Source organism: Kaistella sp. 97-N-M2 (assembly GCF_021513235.1).
GTDB lineage: Bacteria > Bacteroidota > Bacteroidia > Flavobacteriales > Weeksellaceae > Kaistella.
Map to the genome: position 1 here is coordinate 729,567 of NZ_CP090976.1, position 19,123 is coordinate 748,689.

Genomic DNA, 19,123 nt, shown 5'->3' on the forward strand with positions numbered 1-19,123 from the left:
CAAGCCGAATCTTAAAAATTCATAAAGTTTTTTGGGCGTGCCCCTTTCCGGCGCTTACAATTAGATGCGTTTGTTTGCCGCGGCTCGGGTCGGGCTTTTCATTCCAATTCCTCATTCCGCTTCGCTGCATTCCGGGATTTCCATTGCAATCCCTCACGCGGTGAGCGCGATTCGAAACATGGAGAAAAAATTAATAAAGGAAGCGCTGTTAGAGCTTGAAGCTCTAACAGCGCTGATTACTATCCTTACTGGCGCTCGCCTCGCTCGCGCCACGTAAATTAAATATCAAATATTTAGTAAATAATTATTGTCGTACAATAATTATTTATACATTTACAATATAATTAAAGAATGTCATTATGAAAATCATAGGAAAAAAATCGCTCTCATTGTACGTTAGCTACGTTCTCTTTTTTATATTTTTTGTTTGTGCTGTTCATTTTCTTTATATGATAATTGGGCACTCGATCCTCGCGTACAAGTTTAAAACAGGAAGTCAAATGTTTTCTCAAACTTTTATTTTGAACAACGATGTTGGCTGGACTCAAAACAAGTGGACCAATCCATTGAAGGACTTACTGAAATTCAGAATCAACTATCCATTTACAGACCTACAGGTTTCAACAGGTGTTTTTGGAAGCACTCAAATCATTTACAATATCATTGGAATGCTCTTCGTGACTTTATTTTTCTACTTTTCTTATAGAAGCTTTAAAGAAATGAGTTCGGATAAAATCTTTAATCCAAATGCAATTAAGTGGTTACAAAGATTCGGATATCTCAATTTAATTTTCGGAATATTATCTTTAGTGGAAGGTATAGGATATAATAAAATTTCTACTTCTTCTTTTTTTCAGTTCTTTTTTCTGGTTTTTCTGGGGAGCATGGTTCTCTTTATTGTGGCCTTCTTCAAAAAAGGATATGAATTGCAATCTGAAAATGATTTAACAATATAATTATGGCGATCATTATTAATATCGACGTGATGCTCGCAAAACGGAAGATGCAGAGCCAGGAATTAGCAGAGAAAATAGGTATTACTCCCGCAAACCTCTCCATTCTGAAAACGGGAAAAGCAAAGGCATTAAAACTCTCTACTTTGGAGGCCATTTGCAAGGCTTTAGACTGCCAACCAGCAGATTTACTTGAATTTCAATCTGAGGATTAAAAAAGATACCTAACAAAAAAAACACGGCAATTTTCACAATAGCTCACTTACTAAAAACGAGGTTTTTATCAACGTCTTCCACACAAAAATCTTATATTTGCACCTGAAATTTTAGACCATTTCTAATATCCAGAGTCTAACTCAAATATCCAAAAAATATGTTTCGTACGCACACTAATGGAGAATTATCGCTTAAAAATCTTGATGAAAACGTTACCCTTTCCGGCTGGGTTCAAACCATTCGTGATAAAGGTTTTATGATGTGGATCGATCTGCGTGATCGCTACGGAATTACACAATTGGTATTTGATTCAGACCGGTCTTCAACAGAACTTTTAGAAAAAGCCTCAAAATTAGGTCGCGAATTTGTGATTCAGGTGGAAGGAAAAGTGATCGAGCGCCAAAGCAAAAATCCAAAAATCCCAACGGGACAAATCGAAATCCTTGTTGAAAAATTAACGATTTTAAACGAATCAGAAGTTCCACCATTTACCATTGAAGACCAAACTGACGGCGGTGAAGAACTTCGTATGAAATACAGGTATTTGGACATCCGCAGAAATCCGGTGAAAGACAAATTGATTTTCCGTCACAAAATGGCGCAGAAAGTCAGAAACTATTTGTCTGATCAAAATTTCATCGAAGTAGAAACTCCAGTTTTGATTAAATCTACTCCGGAAGGCGCGCGTGATTTCGTAGTTCCAAGCCGTATGAATCCCGGGCAGTTTTATGCCTTACCACAATCGCCACAAACTTTCAAACAATTATTGATGATCGGTGGAATGGACCGTTATTTCCAGATTGTAAAATGTTTTCGGGATGAAGATTTAAGAGCCGACAGACAACCGGAATTCACACAAATCGATTGCGAAATGGCATTTGTGGAGCAAGAAGATGTTTTGGAAATCTTCGAAGGAATGACCGCGACTTTATTGAAAGATATCGCCGGGAAAGAATTCGGAAAATTTCCAAGAATGACTTTTGCCGACGCGATGAAAAAATACGGGAACGATAAACCGGACATCAGATTTGGAATGGAGTTCGTAGAAGTTAATGATTTGGTCAAAGGAAAAGATTTCAAAATTTTCGACGAGGCAGAATTGGTGGTCGGAATTAACGTAGAAGGTTGTGCAGGCTACACCAGAAAACAAATCGACGAATTAATCGATTGGGTAAAACGTCCGCAAATCGGTGCCAATGGAATGATTTGGATTAAATTCCAAAATGACGGCGTTGTGACGTCTTCTGTAAACAAATTTTATATCGAAGAAGATTTAAAGAAAATAGCAGAAAAATTCGGCGCAAAAGCAGGAGATTTAATTTTCCTCATGTCCGGAAATGAAAATAAAGTGAGAACTCAACTTTCCGCTCTCAGAATGGAATTGGGTAACAGATTAGGGTTAAGAGATCCAAAAGTTTTCGCACCACTTTGGGTGATCGATTTCCCCTTGTTAGAATGGGATGAAGAAACAGAACGTTATCACGCGATGCATCATCCGTTTACTTCTCCGAAACCAGAAGATGTTCATTTACTGGAAACCGATCCGGGAAAAGCCAGAGCAAACGCTTACGATTTAATCCTGAACGGAAACGAAATCGGTGGTGGTTCGGTCAGAATTTTCGATAAAGATTTACAGGCTAAAATGTTCAATTTACTAGGATTCACCAAAGAAGATGCAGAAGCACAGTTTGGATTCCTGATGAACGCTTTCCAATATGGAGCGCCGCCACATGCAGGTTTAGCTTTAGGTTTTGATCGTTTGGTTGCAATTCTCGATGGCAATGAAGTGATCCGAGACTATATCGCATTCCCGAAAAACAATTCAGGAAGAGATGTGATGATCGACGCACCAAGTGCTATTGCTGATGAGCAGTTGACTGAGTTGGCTTTGAAAGTAGAACTGAAAAGTTAATTCAAATTTAAAAAAATTAAAAGGAGGTTCGCTTCCTTTTTTTATTGAAACTTTCTTAATATCGGATAATAAAATATTTATGCATAACCGATTTTAATAATAATGTTGTACATTTGGGGAATGAAATGGCAAATATTTCCATATTATTTTGAAGGTTTAGAAAAACAACTCGAAAGAATTTACGAAAAAAAACGTGAACTGGATAAAAAACGCCCTATTCCAACCTATGTTTTGAAAAGTATAAGAGACAGTCTGAGCATTGAATGGACTTATAATTCCAACAGCATTGAAGGAAATACTTTGACGCTTCAGGAAACAAAAATGGTGATCGAAGATGGATTTACCATTAAAGGAAAATCGCTTCGGGAACATTTTGAAGTGGTGAATCACCAGGAAGCCATCGAATTTGTAGAGTCACTTGCTTCCAATGAGTATATTCTTAACAAATTAGATGTTTTGAGTGTTCATCATCTTGTATTGCAGAAAATAGAAAAGGATTTTGCCGGAAAATACAGAACTTCTGGTGTGCGGATTTCTGGTGCTAATTTCGTTCCGCCGAATGCTTTGAAAGTTGATGAGTTGATGAGCGAATTGATTGATTTTGCAAACGAACCAGAAGTCGATATCTTGATAAGATCTGCGATTTTTCACCATCGCTTTGTTTGGATTCATCCGTTTTTTGATGGCAATGGAAGAACTGCAAGACTGCTGCTGAATCTATTGTTGATGAAAAGTGGTTTTCCACCTGCGATTATTCTTAAAAATGATCGGAAAAAATATTATGACGCGCTCAATCAGGCAAACAATCAGGACTATTCTAAATTGTTGCTTTTGATTTTACAGGCGGTTGAGCGAACTTTGGATATTTATCTTGGGAATCTTAATAATACCTATGATCAGTACCAAAGTATTACAGATATCGTGAAAGAGCCGGACGTTCCTTACGGACAGGAATACGTGAGTTTACTGGCCCGACAAGGAAAAATAGACGCTTTCAAAGAAGGCAGAAACTGGCTCACTACCAAAGATGCGGTTTTGGATTATATAGAAAATCGTGACCGAAAACGTATTTTAAAAAAGGAAGCGGAAAAGTAATCTTTTCCGCTTTTTTTTAGGGCAATTTTGCAACTAAACTTTCGGGTAGAATTTTTAGAATATAATAGATCATTTTCCACTTGAAATTGGGGATAATCGAAAAATCAGTTCCTGCATTGACGATATGTTTCGCTACATAATCCGGCTCCATCAACAGGTTTTTATTAAGCTGTAAACCTGCATTAATTTTGGTATTGATATATCCGCTCACCAAAACATTGACGATAATTTTCCTCGAAGCTAATTCCTGTCGGAGGCCCGCTAAATATTGGGTAAATGCAGATTTTGTACTGCCGTAAATGAAATTACTTTTTCTACCACGAACTCCGGAAAGTGAAGACAGACCAATAATTCTTTCTAAATTTTTGTTTGATTCATCCATCGCAATAATATTCAGAATAGAAACTGCGCCCATATAATTCACTTCCATCATTTGTTTAGCACTTGTGAAATTGTGAAGGGCTTTTTGATTTTCGACGAGAAAACCTGCAGCGTAAATTACGATATTGGGTCTCGCTGGGAGTTCATTATAAAACTTTTGATGCAAAGAAAAATCAACCGCATCAAAATATTTTAAAATAATTCTAGAAGAATCGATCGTGTTTTCACTCACAAATTGCTCGAGAGAATTAAGATCTCTGGAAGCAGCAATAATAGAAAAACCCTTCTCCAGGTATTGCAAAATACACTGTTTCGCAACATCGGAATTGGCGCCTAAAATTAGAACAGTTTTATGAAGATTATTATTCATCGACTATTTCTCCCGAAGTCTTTCTTTGATTTTACCAATATTTTCTTTTGCAGAATCTTCTAAAATTAAAGAAGCACTCATTAAAATTCTTTCCGGCATCAACTGTTCGAAATGTTCCGTTCCTTCCCAGGAAACTTTCTTGATTAAAGCTAAAGCATCAGAACTTCTGGTTGATAATTTTTCTAAGAATTTATCAATTTCTTCATCCATCATTTGAATATTTTCCGAAACGGAATGATAGACATCGTGTTTTTCACACCAATCCGCACTCCGGAAATCTGCATCGATCGACATCGCTGAATAAGCTGATTTTCCTATTTTTCTTTCTACAAACGGCCCGATAACAAACGGTCCGATCCCTAAATTTAATTCTGTTAAAGCCATGGCGGCGTCTTTGGTGGCAAAACAATAATCTGCGGCACAAGCGATTCCAACGCCACCTCCGGTTGTTTTTCCCTGAACTCTTACAATGACCAATTTCCCGCACGATCGCATCGTATTTAAAACTTTTGCAAAACCGCCAAAGAATATTTTTGATTTTTCCAGTTCCTCGATCTCCAGTAGTTCATCAAAACTGGCTCCGGCGCAGAAAGCTTTTTCACCCTCGGATTTTAAAAGGATGGCTTTTACATTTTGATCTTTGCCGCTTTCTAATATAGTTTGGGCAAGCTTTTCTAAAATTTCTCCCGGTAAAGAATTACTTTTCGGCGTTCCAAAGGTGATTTCAGATATATTATTTTTAAGTTCTCGGTTTACAAATCCGTTGTTCATAAGGCTTTATTTAGGGCTATTAAATATTTATCGATGTATAATTGTTTCTCTTTGCTTTTATATTGTTGAATGTACCTGGGATGTTCCAAAACCGTCATTTTATCAAAAAACTTTTCCTGACTGTTGATCTTATCAATGAAAACTGCATTCTTCTTTCCTAAAATAAAAACTTCGGAAGTATCTAAACCCAAACTGATATGGTCCCTTAAACTTTGAATCATAAAGGGTTTTACAGCTTCAAAAAGATTTTTATCATCATAATAATTAGCGTTTATAGCTCCGCGTAAGTTTCGACGTGTAATGGCAAGTGGAAACGGTGAATTGATGTAGAATTCTTTATAAAAAATTTCGGGACCACCGAACTGGTGGATGACTTCATACAGGAAAAGAGAAGAAATTTCGTGCGTGTGCGCAGATTTCATTTCGATGCCGCAGACGCTTTCCAACCTCTTCGTATCAGTGAACGGAACGCCTGTTACTCCAGCTCCGTGGCGGCTTGGGTTGATTCCGATGATAAATTTTCTTTGATTATGATCATTGTAAAACTTTTGATAAAATTTCGTCATTACCGTCAATGTCTCGGGATTATCAAAGAAAGGATTGAGAACATTGAAATCAGTGGGAAGAGAATCTGAAAAGATCAAATTCCTGTTAAATTCTACTATTTTTTCGCCGATGGATTTGCTCATTTAATCAGGGTTTCATTCCTAAAGCACGCGTGTACCCTTCTAGTTTTTTGTTGTTTTTAAATTTCATGTTTTCCAGCAAATCCAGCATGGCTTTTTTCACCAATTCCTGGTTGGGTCTTGCCTCGCGAATTTTAGCAAAATCGCCGCGGTCCTTTTTAGTGTAATCCACGATTAAATCCCAGTTTTCGGGTTTTGGTATATAAACCATGGCACTTTTTGGTACCATTTTCTTGTAAGGCCAAAAGGTCCAGCCAATATTGTTTTCTTCGAACGTCTTACGGAATTTTTCTACCCATTCATCGGTGTTTTCGCCGGTTTCGCCTATCATTAAGGGTAATTTGACCTTATCCCTGAAATCCAAAAAATCCTGAATATCTTTCGTTTCGGTGCCACTCCAGTAACGGTGCGGTGTGTACATTATTTTATCATCAAATTTTGAGTCTTTAACAATGCTGAAATTGCCGTTCCACTGCGCTCCGCCGAGCAAGATTATGTGGTTTTTGTCCACTGTTCTTATGGCTGCCGTACATTCTTTGTACAGCGGTTCCAACTTAGCGTTCAATTTTGGTAAATCGTCCGTAAAATAATGCGCGATAGGCTCATTTAATAAGTCATAACCCAAAATGGTGGGTTCGCTTGCATATTTCCTTGCAATTTTTGTCCAGATTTCGATAAATTCTTTCTGATTCTCTTTGTTTTCGAAAAGCCAGGGAAAGCCGTAACCGTCATCGATATTATCGCCGGTTTGTCCGCCCGGGGCATCGTGCATATCGAGAATCACATACAAACCCGCTTCCTTACACCAACCAATCACATCATCTAAAATCTCGAAACCGTTTTGGTCTTTTTTAAGACCCATATAATCCTCATCGGTAAATAGTTTGTAATGAAAAGGAACACGCACGGTATTCATCCCCGTCGATTTAATGTAAAGAATATCTTCTTTTGTAACGTAATTTTTCTTGAACTGGCGCCAAAATTCGGCGGTAAACTGAGGTCCTACTATCTCGGAGAAAGCATCATTAATGAGCCGATAAGATGAAGCACCCTCGAAAAAAAACATATAACCTTCCGGATTCAGCCAGTTTCCCAGATTCGTGCCCTGAATTAAAAATTTCTGCTGGTTGGGCGTGTACAGATTAACGCCATCGATATAGATGAAATCCGTTTTTTTCTTTTGATTCTGCGCATGAAAAGAAAAACCCGCAAAAAAAAGAGTAAAAAACACGGCGTGCTTGAAGAATCCTGCTGCTTTCATATTTGAGGTATTTAAAAAATTCCGAACTGTTCAAAATGATGTGTCACATGTTTTTGATGAAACAATTCCATCATCTCCTTATTTAAAGTTCCGAAGACAAAATGCAAATGCTCTGCGTCTGGGTTTTCGCGGTAATAGATCTGATAATTTTTCACCGATTCGAGGAAATGCGTTTTAGCTTCCTCTAAATTTTTATATTTCAGTACCGGTAATTTTCCCTCTTCCAGGAAGGGGGCAGGAAAATCTTTGGGCATTTTGCGGAAATTATACAGTGAGTCCTGATATTTCTCTAAATGTTCTTCCGGCGTTTTACATTCAGAAGTTTTCAGTTCGCCCGTGCTGTATTTCATGGTGGTTTCTAAGTGTTCCAGCATTTCCTGAGCTTTCATTCTTCCCCAATTTGGTAAAGATTTGTCGGTTAAATTATGTAAGCGTTTTGCAAAATCTTTATAATCAATTTTAATAAAAGGAGATTTTTTCGCAACCAAGGTTAAAATTGTTGCAACGCAAACGGTTTCTTCCCGCTGATTTACCACCTCGACCAACCATTTTACGACGCCGCTCGGAACATTTCGTCCTTTTACGCCTTTATTGATTCTTTCTTTCGCCGTTAAATAAACCGTGATGGTGTCGCCGGCATAAACGGGCTTAAAGAAGTTCGCATTTTCCAAACCGTAATTTGCGATGACCGGACCTTTTTTTCCCGAAACAAATAATCCTGCTGCGGCAGAAAGAATAAAATAGCCATGCGCCACGGTTTTATCGAAAATGGTTCCGTTTAAGGAAGTTGCATCGGTGTGAGCATAAAAATGATCCCAGGAAACATTGGCAAAGTTGACGATATCTGCTTCTGTCACTGTTCTTCCGGCAGTTTCTAATGAATCACCGATTTCAACTTCCTCAAAATATTTGTTGAAAGGATGTTTATCGGAATATTTTTTATCGGCTCCTGGCTGGTAAATTTTGGTAATCGCCGTCAAAATATCGGGCGAACCTTGAATGGCTGTTTTTTGCAAAAAGAAATGAAGCCCATTTAGGCCGCCCATCTCTTCACCGCCGCCGGCTCTTCCCGGACCACCGTGCATTAAAGTTGGTAAGGGTGACCCGTGACCGGTTGATTCTTTCGCGTTGTCTCTATTTAAAACAAAAATTCGTCCATGACTTGAGGCCATTTTCCAGGAGGTTTCGGCAACAAATTTTTCATCACGAGAAATAATGGATCCCACCAAACTTCCTTTTCCGCGTTTTGCCAAAGCGGCGGCTTCATCGGCATCTTTGTACGGCATTAAAGTGGAAACGGGGCCAAAAGCTTCTACTTCGTGGGAAGAATTTTTCTCAAAAGGTTTATCGTTGTAAAAGACTTTTGGCGTCATAAAGGCACCTTTTTCATAATCTGCTTCTACCAGGTCGTGTTTCCCATCGTAGATGAGTTCTGTTTCCTGTTTCAGCAATGCGATGTTATCCTGAAGAACTGCCATCTCTTTTTTGCCGACGATGGAGCCCATGCGGGTTTCGCGGCTTAACGGATTACCTATTTTTGTTTGATCCAACGCTTTGCTTAAAGCATTCTGAACGTCTCCAACTAAATCTTCGGGAACGATAATTCTGCGGATCGCAGTACATTTTTGTCCGGCTTTTGTGGTCATTTCGGTGCGAACCTCTGTGATAAAGAGATCAAATTCGGGAGTGCCGGGTTTCGCGTCGAGGCCGAGAATGGAACAGTTTAAAGAATCGGCTTCCATATTGAAACGGACGGCATTTTTAGAAACGGTCGGCAAAGATTTTAATTTTTTTCCGGTGGTGGCAGAACCTGTAAAAAGAACAGAATCTCCATCCTGCATGTAATCGAGAATATTTCCGGGTTCGCCACAAACCAGTTGAATGGCTCCTTCAGGAAGAAAACCACTTTCGATCATGTCCTGAAACACTGCATTGGTCAGGTACGAACCTGGAGTTGCAGGTTTTACAATACTGGGTACGCCGGCCAAAAGAGAAGTTGACAATTTTTCCAGCATTCCCCAAACCGGGAAATTATACGCATTAATTTGTACTGAAACACCTTCGCTTGGCGTAAGGATATGCGTTCCTAAAAAAGTTCCGTTGGCTCCGAGTTTCTGCGTGTCGCCATCCACCCAAAAAGGCGTGTTGGGTAACATTCTTTTTGCGAGACCGGAATAGGTGAAAAATGTGCCGAATCCTCCTTCGATATCCACCCAGGAATCTGCGTGCGTTGCACCGGTTTTATAGGATAAATCGTAATATTTTTTCTTTCTTTCTAATAAATACAAGGCTACCTTCTTCAACATTTCACCGCGATCATAGAACGTCATTGAGGAAAGATTCTTATAACCAACGGTTCTTCCGTACTCCAAAGCCTGTTCAAAGTTGATTCCGCCGGTATCGGAAATCGCTACCAATTCACCATTTACAGCGTTATATAAAGGCACTTCATTTCCCGACCCTTCGATCCATTGTCCGTTGATATAATTTTTTAGCTTCATGATTTGGTAGATATGGATTTTTTTAAAGTTTTGAAGATGAATTTATGTAAAAGATAGAGTCCAAACAAAATAGCCACAAGATCCAGCGTGATGACTACGGCGGAAATGGAATTGTAAATTAAGCTTTTTTGCTGCAGCGATTGAACGGCGTGCTGATCTTGCACTTTCTGAAGCGCCTCGATAACGCCGATGCTTTGCCTGATGCAATAAAATGCGATGGCATTTAAAACCACAAGAAGCAGTAAAACTGAAATAATTATCTTTTTGTTTTTTAAATTCATGTGTAAACTGCGTTTATTTGAGCTCAGTTTGAGACTTTGAAAATTACGTTTTTAAAAACCAGGTTGATGAAATGGCGTTTTTTCGCTCCTGATTTTTGTGAGTGTTAAGATACTGAAATTTTCAATTTTGCTAAAATCTAATTTTGAAAAACCTCGTGCGCCCCGGCTTGAGTGAAGCTCTTTTTTTTTGGTGGCTGAGCGCAGCCGAAGTTACCAAAGAAAAAAGCGGGAACGGAAGACGGAAATGTGCGCCCAAAAAAATCCCCTTCAAACTAATTGAAAGGGAGATTTTGTTTTAGAATTGAAGATTATCTTGCCTTCATGTCCACGTAGTCGCGTTTGGGTGAACCCTGATATACCTGTCTTGGTCTTCCGATGGGATCGTTGTGCAAACGCATTTCTTTCCACTGGGAAATCCAGCCTGGTAGACGTCCTAAAGCGAACATAACGGTGAACATTTCTGTTGGAATTCCTAGTGCGCGGTAAATTATTCCGGAGTAGAAATCGACGTTTGGATAGAGTTTTCTGCTTACGAAATACTCGTCTTCCAGCGCTACTCTTTCTAACTGACGTGCGATATCCAAAGCTTTGTCTTCGATTCCTAAAGATTCTAAGATATCGTCGGCCGCTTTTTTGATGATTGTGGCTCGTGGATCGAAGTTTTTGTAAACTCTGTGCCCAAAGCCCATCAAACGGAAATTATCGTCTTTATTTTTAGCTTTTTCTACATATTTTGCTACATCGCCGCCATCCCGTTCAATCATTTCCAACATTTCGATTACTGCCTGGTTTGCGCCACCATGAAGTGGACCCCAAAGTGCAGAAATACCGGCGGAAACGGAAGCAAAAAGTCCGGTGTGTGCGGAACCGACCATCCTTACGGTAGATGTAGAACAGTTTTGCTCGTGATCTGCGTGAAGAATTAAGAGTTTATCTAATGCGCCGACAACAACAGGATCCAGTTCGAATTCCTGATTTGGACGGCGGAAACACATTTTGTAGAAGTTTTCAACGTAGTTTAAACTGTCGTCCCCGTGGTTGATGGGAAGGCCCATCTTTTTGCGGTACGTCCACGCACAAAGGTGCGAGAATTTGGCGATGAGCATTTCTGCCGCGTGATCCATTTCTTCTTTGGAAGAAACATCTACGGCTTTTGGATTGAAGGCCGTTAAAGCTGATGTAAGGGAAGATAAAACGCCCATTGGATGAGCGGAGCGTGGGAAAACGTCGATTAACCGTTTCATTTCGTCCGCAACGAAATTGTATTTTTTAATTCCTCTTTCGAAGCCTGAAAACTGCTCTGTTGTAGGCAGGCTGCCGTTTAACAAGAGGTACATTACTTCGGTAAAGTTAGATTTTTCTGCAATCTGCTCTATTGGGTAACCGCGGTAATACAGTTCGCCATTATCACCGTCTAAATAGGTAATATCGCTTAAGGTAGCGCCGGTATTTTTATACCCTAAGTCTAAGGTAATTAAACCTGTTTGATCTCTTAATTTTGAAATATCGATTCCTCTGTCACCGATGGTGCTATCTATGATCGGGTATTCAAAAGATTTACCGTCATAGTTCAATACAACTTTATTATCTGACATTATAATTTATTTTTTTACTAATTTATGAATATTGGAACAAAACCGCAAACAATTTTCGGTGTTGGCGATGAATTCTGTCTATGATCTGTTTATTTTGAAAGCATTTAACCCCGGGAAATAAGCGGTTTCGCCTAAAGCTTCTTCAATGCGAAGCAGTTGGTTGTATTTTGCCATACGGTCTGAACGAGAAGCGGAACCGGTCTTAATCTGTCCGCAGTTCAGGGCCACGGCCAAATCTGCAATGGTAGCATCTTCAGTTTCGCCGGAACGGTGAGACATTACGGTGGTATACCTGTTATTTTGCGCCATTTGAACAGCATCCATGGTTTCGGTTAAGGTTCCGATCTGGTTTACTTTAATTAATATTGAGTTGGCAATATCGCCTTCAATTCCTTTGGCTAAAATTTCGGTGTTGGTTACAAAAAGATCATCACCCACAATCTGCACGGTTTTTCCCAGTCGTTCTGTGAGTAATTTCCAACCTTCCCAGTCATTTTCATCCATGCCGTCTTCTATGGAAATAATGGGATATTTTGTGGCCAATTCTGCTAAATAATCAACCTGCTCTTCGCGGGTTCTGCAGGCGCCGTTTTCACCTTCAAATTTTCGGTAGTCGTATTTTCCATCCACATAAAATTCGGAAGCTGCGGAATCCAGCGCGAACATAATATCGTCTCCAGCCTTATATCCTGCGTTGGAGATTGCCTGTGTTAAAGTATCCAGGGCATCTTCGGTTCCGTTGAATTTAGGCGCAAAACCACCCTCATCTCCAACTGCTGTAGAAAGACCTCTTTGTTTTAAAATTGATTTAAGTTCATGAAAAATTTCTGTTCCTTTTTGCAAAGCGTGCGAAAAAGAATCTGCTTTAACGGGCATCACCATAAATTCCTGAAATGCAATCGGCGCATCGGAGTGGGAGCCGCCATTAATAACATTCATCATGGGAACCGGAAGGGTGTTGGCGTTCACACCACCAATATATTTGTACAACGGAATTTTCAGATCTAAAGCTGCTGCTTTCGCAACCGCCAAAGAAACACCTAAAATTGCATTGGCACCAAGATTTCCTTTATTTGGCGTACCATCCAGTTCGATCATGATCTGATCGATTAAATTTTGTTCGAAAACAGAAATCCCCATTAATTCCGGCGCAATTACTTCTCTCACATTTTCAACGGCTTTTAACACGCCTTTACCACCAAATTCTTCCGCGCCATCGCGTAATTCTACCGCTTCGTGTTCACCTGTTGAGGCACCGGAGGGAACCGCCGCGCGGCCCATATTGCCGTCTTCTGTGAAAACATCAACTTCGACGGTCGGGTTTCCGCGGGAATCTAATATCTGTCTGGCTTCAATGTAAGAAATATAACTCATCTTATTTATTTTTTTTGAATTTAGTAATAGTTACAAATTTAGTCAAAATTGAATTATTAAAGGGGTTTCTGGCGTGATTTAAAGTAGATTTTCCGTTAAAATTACGTTAATTCTGCCGTTTTTAAATTTGGAAAAGTAATTGTAAATTGGAGTACTCTAAAAAATTGAATTATGAAAAAAATTATTGTTCCTGTAATGACGGTTTTACTTCTAACAGCTTACAGCTGCAAGAAAAGTACGGACGGTAACAAAAATGTGGTAATCGCGGATTCAATGTCGCAAAATTCGCTTACTGAAGGAAGTTCCAACGAGCATACCGACCGGTATGTAGCGGAAGACGGTTCTTCAACACTCGTAACTTTTACCAACGAGGACGGAAAAAAATCGATCAGTATCGCCAGTAATAAAATGACCATTAAAGCGCCGGAAACTAATGTAGCAAATGTTTACGCGGATCACGATTATACGATTGCGGCGAAAAATGACAGCGTTACGATCACGCAGGGGAATAATGTGATTCGGCTGAAAAAGGCGCGGGTGAATTGAGAGGTGATCGATCTGGGAGGACGTGTGATGCGTTTTATGTGAAAGTACGGTTGCTTTTTAAGTAAGAGACACCTTTAAAGTAAAAGATTTTAAAATAAAATTTCTTTGGCGGAGAATTTACAAGGGACGGAAAAAACATCTTTTATGACGGACGTGGACCGAAAAAGTGATCCGGACAAAATATAATTTAAAAGAAAACAAACCCAAAAAAAGCCGGTCAAATAAATTGACCGGCTTTTTTAATATAAAGTTGGAGAAAATTATTCGCCCGCTTTTTCTTCTGTAGAATCCGCAGCGTCTGCTTTTGGTTCTTCAGTTGTAGCTTCAGTTTTTGCAGGAGCTTCTTTTACTTCGGCAGCAACTGCCTCAGTTTTCGGAGCTGCAGCTCTTCTGCTTCTTCTTGTTACTTTTTTCTCTTCCGCGTTCGGGTTGTAAAGATCGTTGAAATCTACAAGTTCGATCATTGCCATATCGGCAGCATCGCCCTGTCTGAATCCAGTTTTGATGATTCTTGTGTAACCGCCTGGTCTGTCTGCAATTTTAGGAGCAACTGTTCTGAATAATTCAGTAACTGCTTCTTTGCTTTGCAGGTAAGAGAAAACTGTTCTTCTGTTATGGGTAGTATCATCTTTCGCTTTTGTAAGGATAGGTTCAACATACACTCTCAAAGCTTTTGCTTTGGCAACAGTAGTGTTGATTCTTTTATGCTCAATAAGAGAACAAGCCATATTAGAAAGCATTGCACTTCTGTGCGAAGTCGTTCTAGATAGGTGATTGAATTTTTTACCGTGTCTCATTGTTTTTTATTTGTCAGCGTCTAATTTATATTTAGCAACGTCGAAACCGAAGTTCAGACCTTTTGCATGCACTAATTCTTCTAATTCTGTTAAAGATTTTTTACCGAAATTTCTGAATTTCATCAAATCAGACTTGGTATAAGAAACCAGTTCTCCCAAAGTTTCCACTTCGGCAGCTTTCAAGCAGTTTAGTGCTCTTACAGAAAGATCCATATCCGTTAATTTAGATTTAAGGAGCTGTCTTGTATGTAATGTTTCTTCGTCGTATTGAATGGAGGCTTTTACGGCTTCAGTTTCCAAAGTAATTCTCTCGTCGGAGAACAACATGAAATGATAAATTAATATCTTGGAAGCTTCAGTTAAAGCATTTTGAGGGCTGATGGAGCCATCGGTCTCAATATCCAAAACGAGTTTTTCGTAGTCTGTTTTTTGCTCTACACGATAATTCTCAACACTGTACTGCACTTTTTTGATCGGAGTAAAGATAGAGTCGATGGCGATGGTACCGATGGCAGCATTGCTCGATTTGTTTTGATCCGATGGAACATAACCTCTTCCTTGATCTACGTTGAATGTAATTTCAAATTTCACATCCTTGTTAAGATTACAGATCACCAAATCGGGGTTCAAAATTTCGAAACCCTGAATTGTTTTTCCTAAATCTCCTGCAGTTACTGTAGTTTGACCGGAAACTTTAGCGGTTACAACCTCTGCCGCAGCAGATTCTGTTTTTGCTTTAAGTCTCAGTTGTTTTAAGTTCAGAATGATTTCTGTAACATCTTCAATAACACCTGGAATTGTTGAAAACTCGTGCTCTACGCCTTCTATTTTGATAGAGGAAATAGCATATCCTTCAAGAGAAGAAAGCAATACTCTTCTCAAAGCATTACCGATGGTCAATCCAAAACCTGGCTCCAAGGGTCTGAATTCAAATTGACCTTTGAAATCATCGGAGTTAAGAAGGATTACTTTATCGGGTTTAATAAATGTTAAAATTGCCATATAATTTGGGTTGAGCAAAAATTTGAAAAAATTATTATTTAGAGTAAAGTTCGACGATCAGTTGCTCTCTAAGATCTTCCGGGATTTGGATTCTTTCTGGAGCAGATACGAATGTACCTTGTTTTGTTTCGTCGTTGAATTGTAACCACTCGTAATTAGACTTATAAGCTAACGAGTCGGCAATAACTTCCAAAGATTTGGATTTTTCTCTGATTGCGATAACGTCTCCTGCTTTAAGGGTGTACGATGCGATGTTTACCAATTCTCCATTTACTGTGATGTGTCTGTGAGAAACCAATTGTCTTGCACCGGCTCTGGTTTTTGCAAACCCAAGTCTGTACACTACATTGTCTAATCTACTTTCACACAATTGCAATAGAACTTCCCCTGTAACGCCTTTTGCTCTGTTGGCTTTTTCGTAGAGGTTCGCAAATTGTTTTTCCAAAATACCATAGGTGTATTTTGCTTTTTGTTTTTCCATTAACTGAACAGCGTATTCGGATTTTTTCGATCCTCTTCTTTTGTTCACACCGTGTTGTCCCGGCGGTTGGTTTTTTCTTTTCTCGAAGTTCTTATCGTCTCCGTAGATTGCAGCGCCAAACTTTCTGGCAATCTTCGTTTTAGGTCCAATATATCTAGCCATATTTCTTTGTTATTTGAGGTTCTGGGTTTAATGCTTAATGTTGAAAAAAAACTTTAAACATTAAACACGAAACATTGAACTGTATTATACTCTTCTTCTTTTTGGTGGTCTACATCCGTTGTGCGGCATAGGCGTCACATCAACGATTTCGCTAACTTCAATCCCTGAATTGTGAATAGTTCTGATGGCAGATTCTCTACCTGCACCAGGACCTTTCACGTAAACCTTTACTCTGCGCAGTCCCGCATCGTGGGCTACTGTTGAGCAATTTTCTGCAGCCATTTGCGCAGCAAAAGGAGTATTCTTTTTAGAACCTCTGAATCCCATTTTTCCGGCAGATGCCCAAGAGATTACTTCTCCGTTTTTATTCGTTAAAGAAATGATGATGTTGTTGAAGGTAGCCTGGATATGTGCCTCGCCAATTGCTTCAACTTTAACTTTTCTTTTCTTTACTGTTTTAGTCTGTTTTGCCATAATTCTTACCGATTATTTACTTGCTTTTTTCTTGTTAGCAACAGTTTTTCGTTTTCCTTTTCGGGTTCTAGAATTATTTTTAGTTCTTTGTCCTCTTAAAGGTAATCCAAGTCTGTGACGTATTCCTCGTTGGCATCCAATATCCATCAATCGCTTGATGTTTGTGGAAGTTTCAGAACGCAATTCTCCTTCCACTTTTACGCTTTCGGTGATGTAGTTTCTGATTAATGCCAATTCATCGTCATTCCATTCGTTGACTTTCTTGTCTTCGCTGATACCGGCAGCTTTCAGGATTTTTGAAGAAGTGCTTCTTCCAATTCCGAAAATGTATGTAAGGCCGATAACGCCTCTTTTGTTCTTTGGTAAATCAATACCGGAAATTCTCGCCATAATTTAATTTTAGCCTTGTCTTTGTTTAAATTTTGGGTTCTTTTTGTTGATCACAAACAGAACGCCTTTACGACGAACGATTTTGCAATCAGCACTTCTTTTTTTGATAGATGCTCTAACTTTCATTTTGTTTCTTTTCTTTTCTAATTTTGCAACGGTTAAATGAGATCTTACGGAATCATTCCCATTTTGTTTAAATTTTAAACTCTTTTAAATCGTGAGATTCTGAAAGTTTCCTTTTATAGTAATCTTCAGTTTTGGCTGAAATTAGTATCTAAATGTTATTCTGCCTTTTGATAAATCGTAAGGAGACAGCTCCAGTTTTACCTTGTCGCCAGGTAAAAGTTTAATGTAATGCATTCTCATTTTACCCGAGATGTGCGCAATAAGGATGTGCCCATTCTCAAGCTCAACACGGAACTGAGCGTTCGAAAGTGCTTCGGTAATAACGCCGTCTTGTTCTATATGTTTTTGTTTTGCCATTTATTCTTTACAGATTGTTGTTTGTTCTGGATAATTTCGACTGCATTAAGCCATCGTAATGATGATTTAATAAATACGTATTGATCTGCTGAACTGTGTCCAGTATCACACCAACCATGATTAATAGTGATGTTCCACCGAAGAACAGGGCAAATCTATCCGTTTGAACAAACGCTCCGTGCACTATTGCCGGAAGGATTGCAAAGATAGCTAAAAAGATTGAGCCCGGCAAAGTTATTTTTGATAATATATCATCCAGATAATCAGACGTTTCTTTCCCCGGTCTAACCTTAGGAATGAGGCCGCCATTTCTCTTTAAATCATCTGCCATCTGATTCACAGGAATCGTAATTGCAGTATAGAAGAAGGAGAAAATAATGATTAATAAGGCAAACAGTACATTGTATTGCCAACTGAAGACATTTTTGAATCCTGCCAAAAAGGTATTGGATTCGTCAACTTTGGTTAACAGTCCCGGTACAAACATTAAGGCCTGAGCAAAAATGATCGGCATAACTCCGGCAGCGTTCACCTTTAAAGGAATCCACTGTCTTGCACCCTGCATCAAATTTTTAGTAACTCCGCCTCTGGCCTGTGCTCTGCTTACATACTGAATAGGAATTTTTCTAACGGCTACCGATAAAATGATTGCCAAAAGTACAACTACCATCCAGAATAAAATTTCAATCAGGATCATAATCGTTCCGAAACCACCTTTACCGGTCTGCGTAGCAACTTCCTGAATAAATGCGCCCGGAAAATCTGCCAGGATACCTACCATAATTAAGATGGAGATCCCGTTCCCGATACCTTTATCTGTAATTTTTTCTCCTAACCACATGGCGAATACGGAGCCTGCAACCAGGATTACGATACTCGGCAACCAAAACATAATTGATTCCGGATGCACAAAGTATGCAGAAGCAAACTGGGCATGCGGCAAAAACATTTGCGTGATCGAAGTAAGGTAAGAAGGTGCCTGAACCAAACAAACTGCAATAGTTAACCATCTTGTAATTTGGTTCAAAGTATTTCTACCACTTTCGCCGTCTTTCTGCAATTTCTGAAGGTATGGTATTGCCATACCCATTAACTGCACAATAATGGAAGCAGAAATATAAGGCATGATGCCGAGTGCCATAATGGAGGCTCTACTGAATGCACCACCTGTAAACGAAGAAAGCAACCCAAGAAGTCCTGCTCCTTGCTTGTTGCCTCCCTGATCTTTGTAAATATCCAAAAGATTCCCTACCTCTGCCATGTTAATGGCCGGTAAGGAAATATAAGATGCGAATCTATACACGAGGATGATCCCAAGGGTAAACAAAATTTTATCCCTTAGTTCCTTAAGACTCCAAATGTTTTTTAGTGTTTGTATAAATTCTTTCATTG

21 protein-coding genes are annotated in these 19,123 nt (G+C 39.2%); 5 read left to right on the plus strand and 16 right to left on the minus strand.

All coding sequences use genetic code 11. The features are described from left to right. The first annotated feature begins 500 nt into the window (after nucleotides 1–500). From L0B70_RS03555 to L0B70_RS03570, 4 genes are all read left to right on the plus strand, one after another. Nucleotides 501–956, plus strand: coding sequence for a DUF2975 domain-containing protein (locus L0B70_RS03555; protein WP_235142936.1), 456 nt, complete (start codon nucleotides 501–503; stop codon nucleotides 954–956). A gap of 2 nt (nucleotides 957–958) precedes the next feature. Beyond that, nucleotides 959–1,168: a helix-turn-helix transcriptional regulator gene (locus L0B70_RS03560; RefSeq protein WP_235142937.1), complete on the plus strand. Its 210-nt coding sequence runs from the start codon at nucleotides 959–961 to the stop codon at nucleotides 1,166–1,168. 158 nt (nucleotides 1,169–1,326) lie between these two features. Next, nucleotides 1,327–3,081, plus strand: coding sequence for an aspartate--tRNA ligase (gene aspS / locus L0B70_RS03565; protein WP_235142938.1), 1,755 nt, complete (start codon nucleotides 1,327–1,329; stop codon nucleotides 3,079–3,081). A gap of 120 nt (nucleotides 3,082–3,201) precedes the next feature. Further along, nucleotides 3,202–4,176 (plus strand): Fic family protein, encoded by a 975-nt coding sequence (locus tag L0B70_RS03570; protein ID WP_235142939.1) that lies wholly within the window; start codon nucleotides 3,202–3,204, stop codon nucleotides 4,174–4,176. 16 nt (nucleotides 4,177–4,192) lie between these two features. Here the strand turns inward: L0B70_RS03570 and L0B70_RS03575 are convergent, their stop codons facing one another. From L0B70_RS03575 to eno, 8 genes are all read right to left on the minus strand, one after another. Continuing rightward, entirely contained in the window at nucleotides 4,193–4,927 is a 735-nt protein-coding gene (locus tag L0B70_RS03575) for an SDR family NAD(P)-dependent oxidoreductase (protein ID WP_235142940.1), read from the minus strand. Nucleotides 4,928–4,930: 3 nt separating this feature from the next. Beyond that, nucleotides 4,931–5,698 carry an enoyl-CoA hydratase/isomerase family protein gene (locus L0B70_RS03580; protein WP_235142941.1) on the minus strand — a complete coding sequence of 256 codons (768 nt, stop codon included), beginning with the start codon at nucleotides 5,696–5,698 and terminating at the stop codon, nucleotides 4,931–4,933. Continuing rightward, a complete protein-coding gene (locus L0B70_RS03585) occupies nucleotides 5,695–6,387 on the minus strand; it encodes an SMUG2 DNA glycosylase family protein (RefSeq protein ID WP_235142942.1) in 693 nt (230 codons plus the stop codon). Before L0B70_RS03585 ends, L0B70_RS03580 begins: the two co-directional genes overlap by 4 nt. A 4-nt stretch (nucleotides 6,388–6,391) precedes the next feature. Then, nucleotides 6,392–7,645 carry a glycoside hydrolase family 5 protein gene (locus L0B70_RS03590; protein ID WP_235142943.1) on the minus strand — a complete coding sequence of 418 codons (1,254 nt, stop codon included), beginning with the start codon at nucleotides 7,643–7,645 and terminating at the stop codon, nucleotides 6,392–6,394. An 11-nt stretch (nucleotides 7,646–7,656) separates the two neighbouring features. Next, nucleotides 7,657–10,149 (minus strand): phenylacetic acid degradation bifunctional protein PaaZ, encoded by a 2,493-nt coding sequence (gene paaZ, locus L0B70_RS03595; protein WP_235143549.1) that lies wholly within the window; start codon nucleotides 10,147–10,149, stop codon nucleotides 7,657–7,659. Beyond that, the gene (locus L0B70_RS03600; RefSeq protein ID WP_235142944.1) at nucleotides 10,143–10,427 is read right to left on the minus strand and encodes a hypothetical protein; all 285 of its coding nucleotides are present in this window, start codon (nucleotides 10,425–10,427) and stop codon (nucleotides 10,143–10,145) included. Before L0B70_RS03600 ends, paaZ begins: the two co-directional genes overlap by 7 nt. 308 nt (nucleotides 10,428–10,735) lie before the next feature. Continuing rightward, a complete protein-coding gene (locus L0B70_RS03605) occupies nucleotides 10,736–12,022 on the minus strand; it encodes a citrate synthase (RefSeq protein ID WP_235142945.1) in 1,287 nt (428 codons plus the stop codon). Between the two features lie 78 nt (nucleotides 12,023–12,100). Beyond that, nucleotides 12,101–13,396 carry a phosphopyruvate hydratase gene (gene eno / locus L0B70_RS03610; RefSeq protein WP_235142946.1) on the minus strand — a complete coding sequence of 432 codons (1,296 nt, stop codon included), beginning with the start codon at nucleotides 13,394–13,396 and terminating at the stop codon, nucleotides 12,101–12,103. A 171-nt stretch (nucleotides 13,397–13,567) separates the two neighbouring features. On the opposite strand from eno, the gene L0B70_RS03615 reads away from it, so the two are divergent. Next, entirely contained in the window at nucleotides 13,568–13,942 is a 375-nt protein-coding gene (locus L0B70_RS03615; protein ID WP_235142947.1) for a hypothetical protein, read from the plus strand. A 260-nt stretch (nucleotides 13,943–14,202) separates the two neighbouring features. Here the strand turns inward: L0B70_RS03615 and rplQ are convergent, their stop codons facing one another. The 8 genes from rplQ to secY all read right to left on the minus strand — a co-directional run bounded on the left by rplQ (nucleotide 14,203) and on the right by secY (nucleotide 19,121). Continuing rightward, a complete protein-coding gene (gene rplQ, locus L0B70_RS03620) occupies nucleotides 14,203–14,739 on the minus strand; it encodes a 50S ribosomal protein L17 (RefSeq protein WP_235142948.1) in 537 nt (178 codons plus the stop codon). A 6-nt stretch (nucleotides 14,740–14,745) separates the two neighbouring features. Further along, complete coding sequence (locus L0B70_RS03625; protein WP_235142949.1) at nucleotides 14,746–15,741, minus strand: DNA-directed RNA polymerase subunit alpha; 996 nt, start codon at nucleotides 15,739–15,741, stop codon at nucleotides 14,746–14,748. Between the two features lie 34 nt (nucleotides 15,742–15,775). Beyond that, entirely contained in the window at nucleotides 15,776–16,384 is a 609-nt protein-coding gene (gene rpsD, locus L0B70_RS03630; RefSeq protein WP_235142950.1) for a 30S ribosomal protein S4, read from the minus strand. 84 nt (nucleotides 16,385–16,468) lie between these two features. Further along, on the minus strand, nucleotides 16,469–16,858 hold the full coding sequence (rpsK, locus tag L0B70_RS03635) for a 30S ribosomal protein S11 (protein ID WP_076385068.1): 390 nt from the start codon (nucleotides 16,856–16,858) through the stop codon (nucleotides 16,469–16,471). 12 nt (nucleotides 16,859–16,870) lie between these two features. Next, nucleotides 16,871–17,248 (minus strand): 30S ribosomal protein S13, encoded by a 378-nt coding sequence (gene rpsM / locus L0B70_RS03640; protein ID WP_235142951.1) that lies wholly within the window; start codon nucleotides 17,246–17,248, stop codon nucleotides 16,871–16,873. Between the two features lie 9 nt (nucleotides 17,249–17,257). Continuing rightward, the gene (gene rpmJ / locus L0B70_RS03645; protein WP_007839480.1) at nucleotides 17,258–17,374 is read right to left on the minus strand and encodes a 50S ribosomal protein L36; all 117 of its coding nucleotides are present in this window, start codon (nucleotides 17,372–17,374) and stop codon (nucleotides 17,258–17,260) included. 141 nt (nucleotides 17,375–17,515) lie between these two features. Beyond that, a complete protein-coding gene (infA, locus tag L0B70_RS03650) occupies nucleotides 17,516–17,731 on the minus strand; it encodes a translation initiation factor IF-1 (RefSeq protein WP_015806726.1) in 216 nt (71 codons plus the stop codon). A gap of 7 nt (nucleotides 17,732–17,738) precedes the next feature. Next, a complete protein-coding gene (gene secY / locus L0B70_RS03655; protein ID WP_235142952.1) occupies nucleotides 17,739–19,121 on the minus strand; it encodes a preprotein translocase subunit SecY in 1,383 nt (460 codons plus the stop codon). Nucleotides 19,122–19,123: the final 2 nt, after the last annotated feature.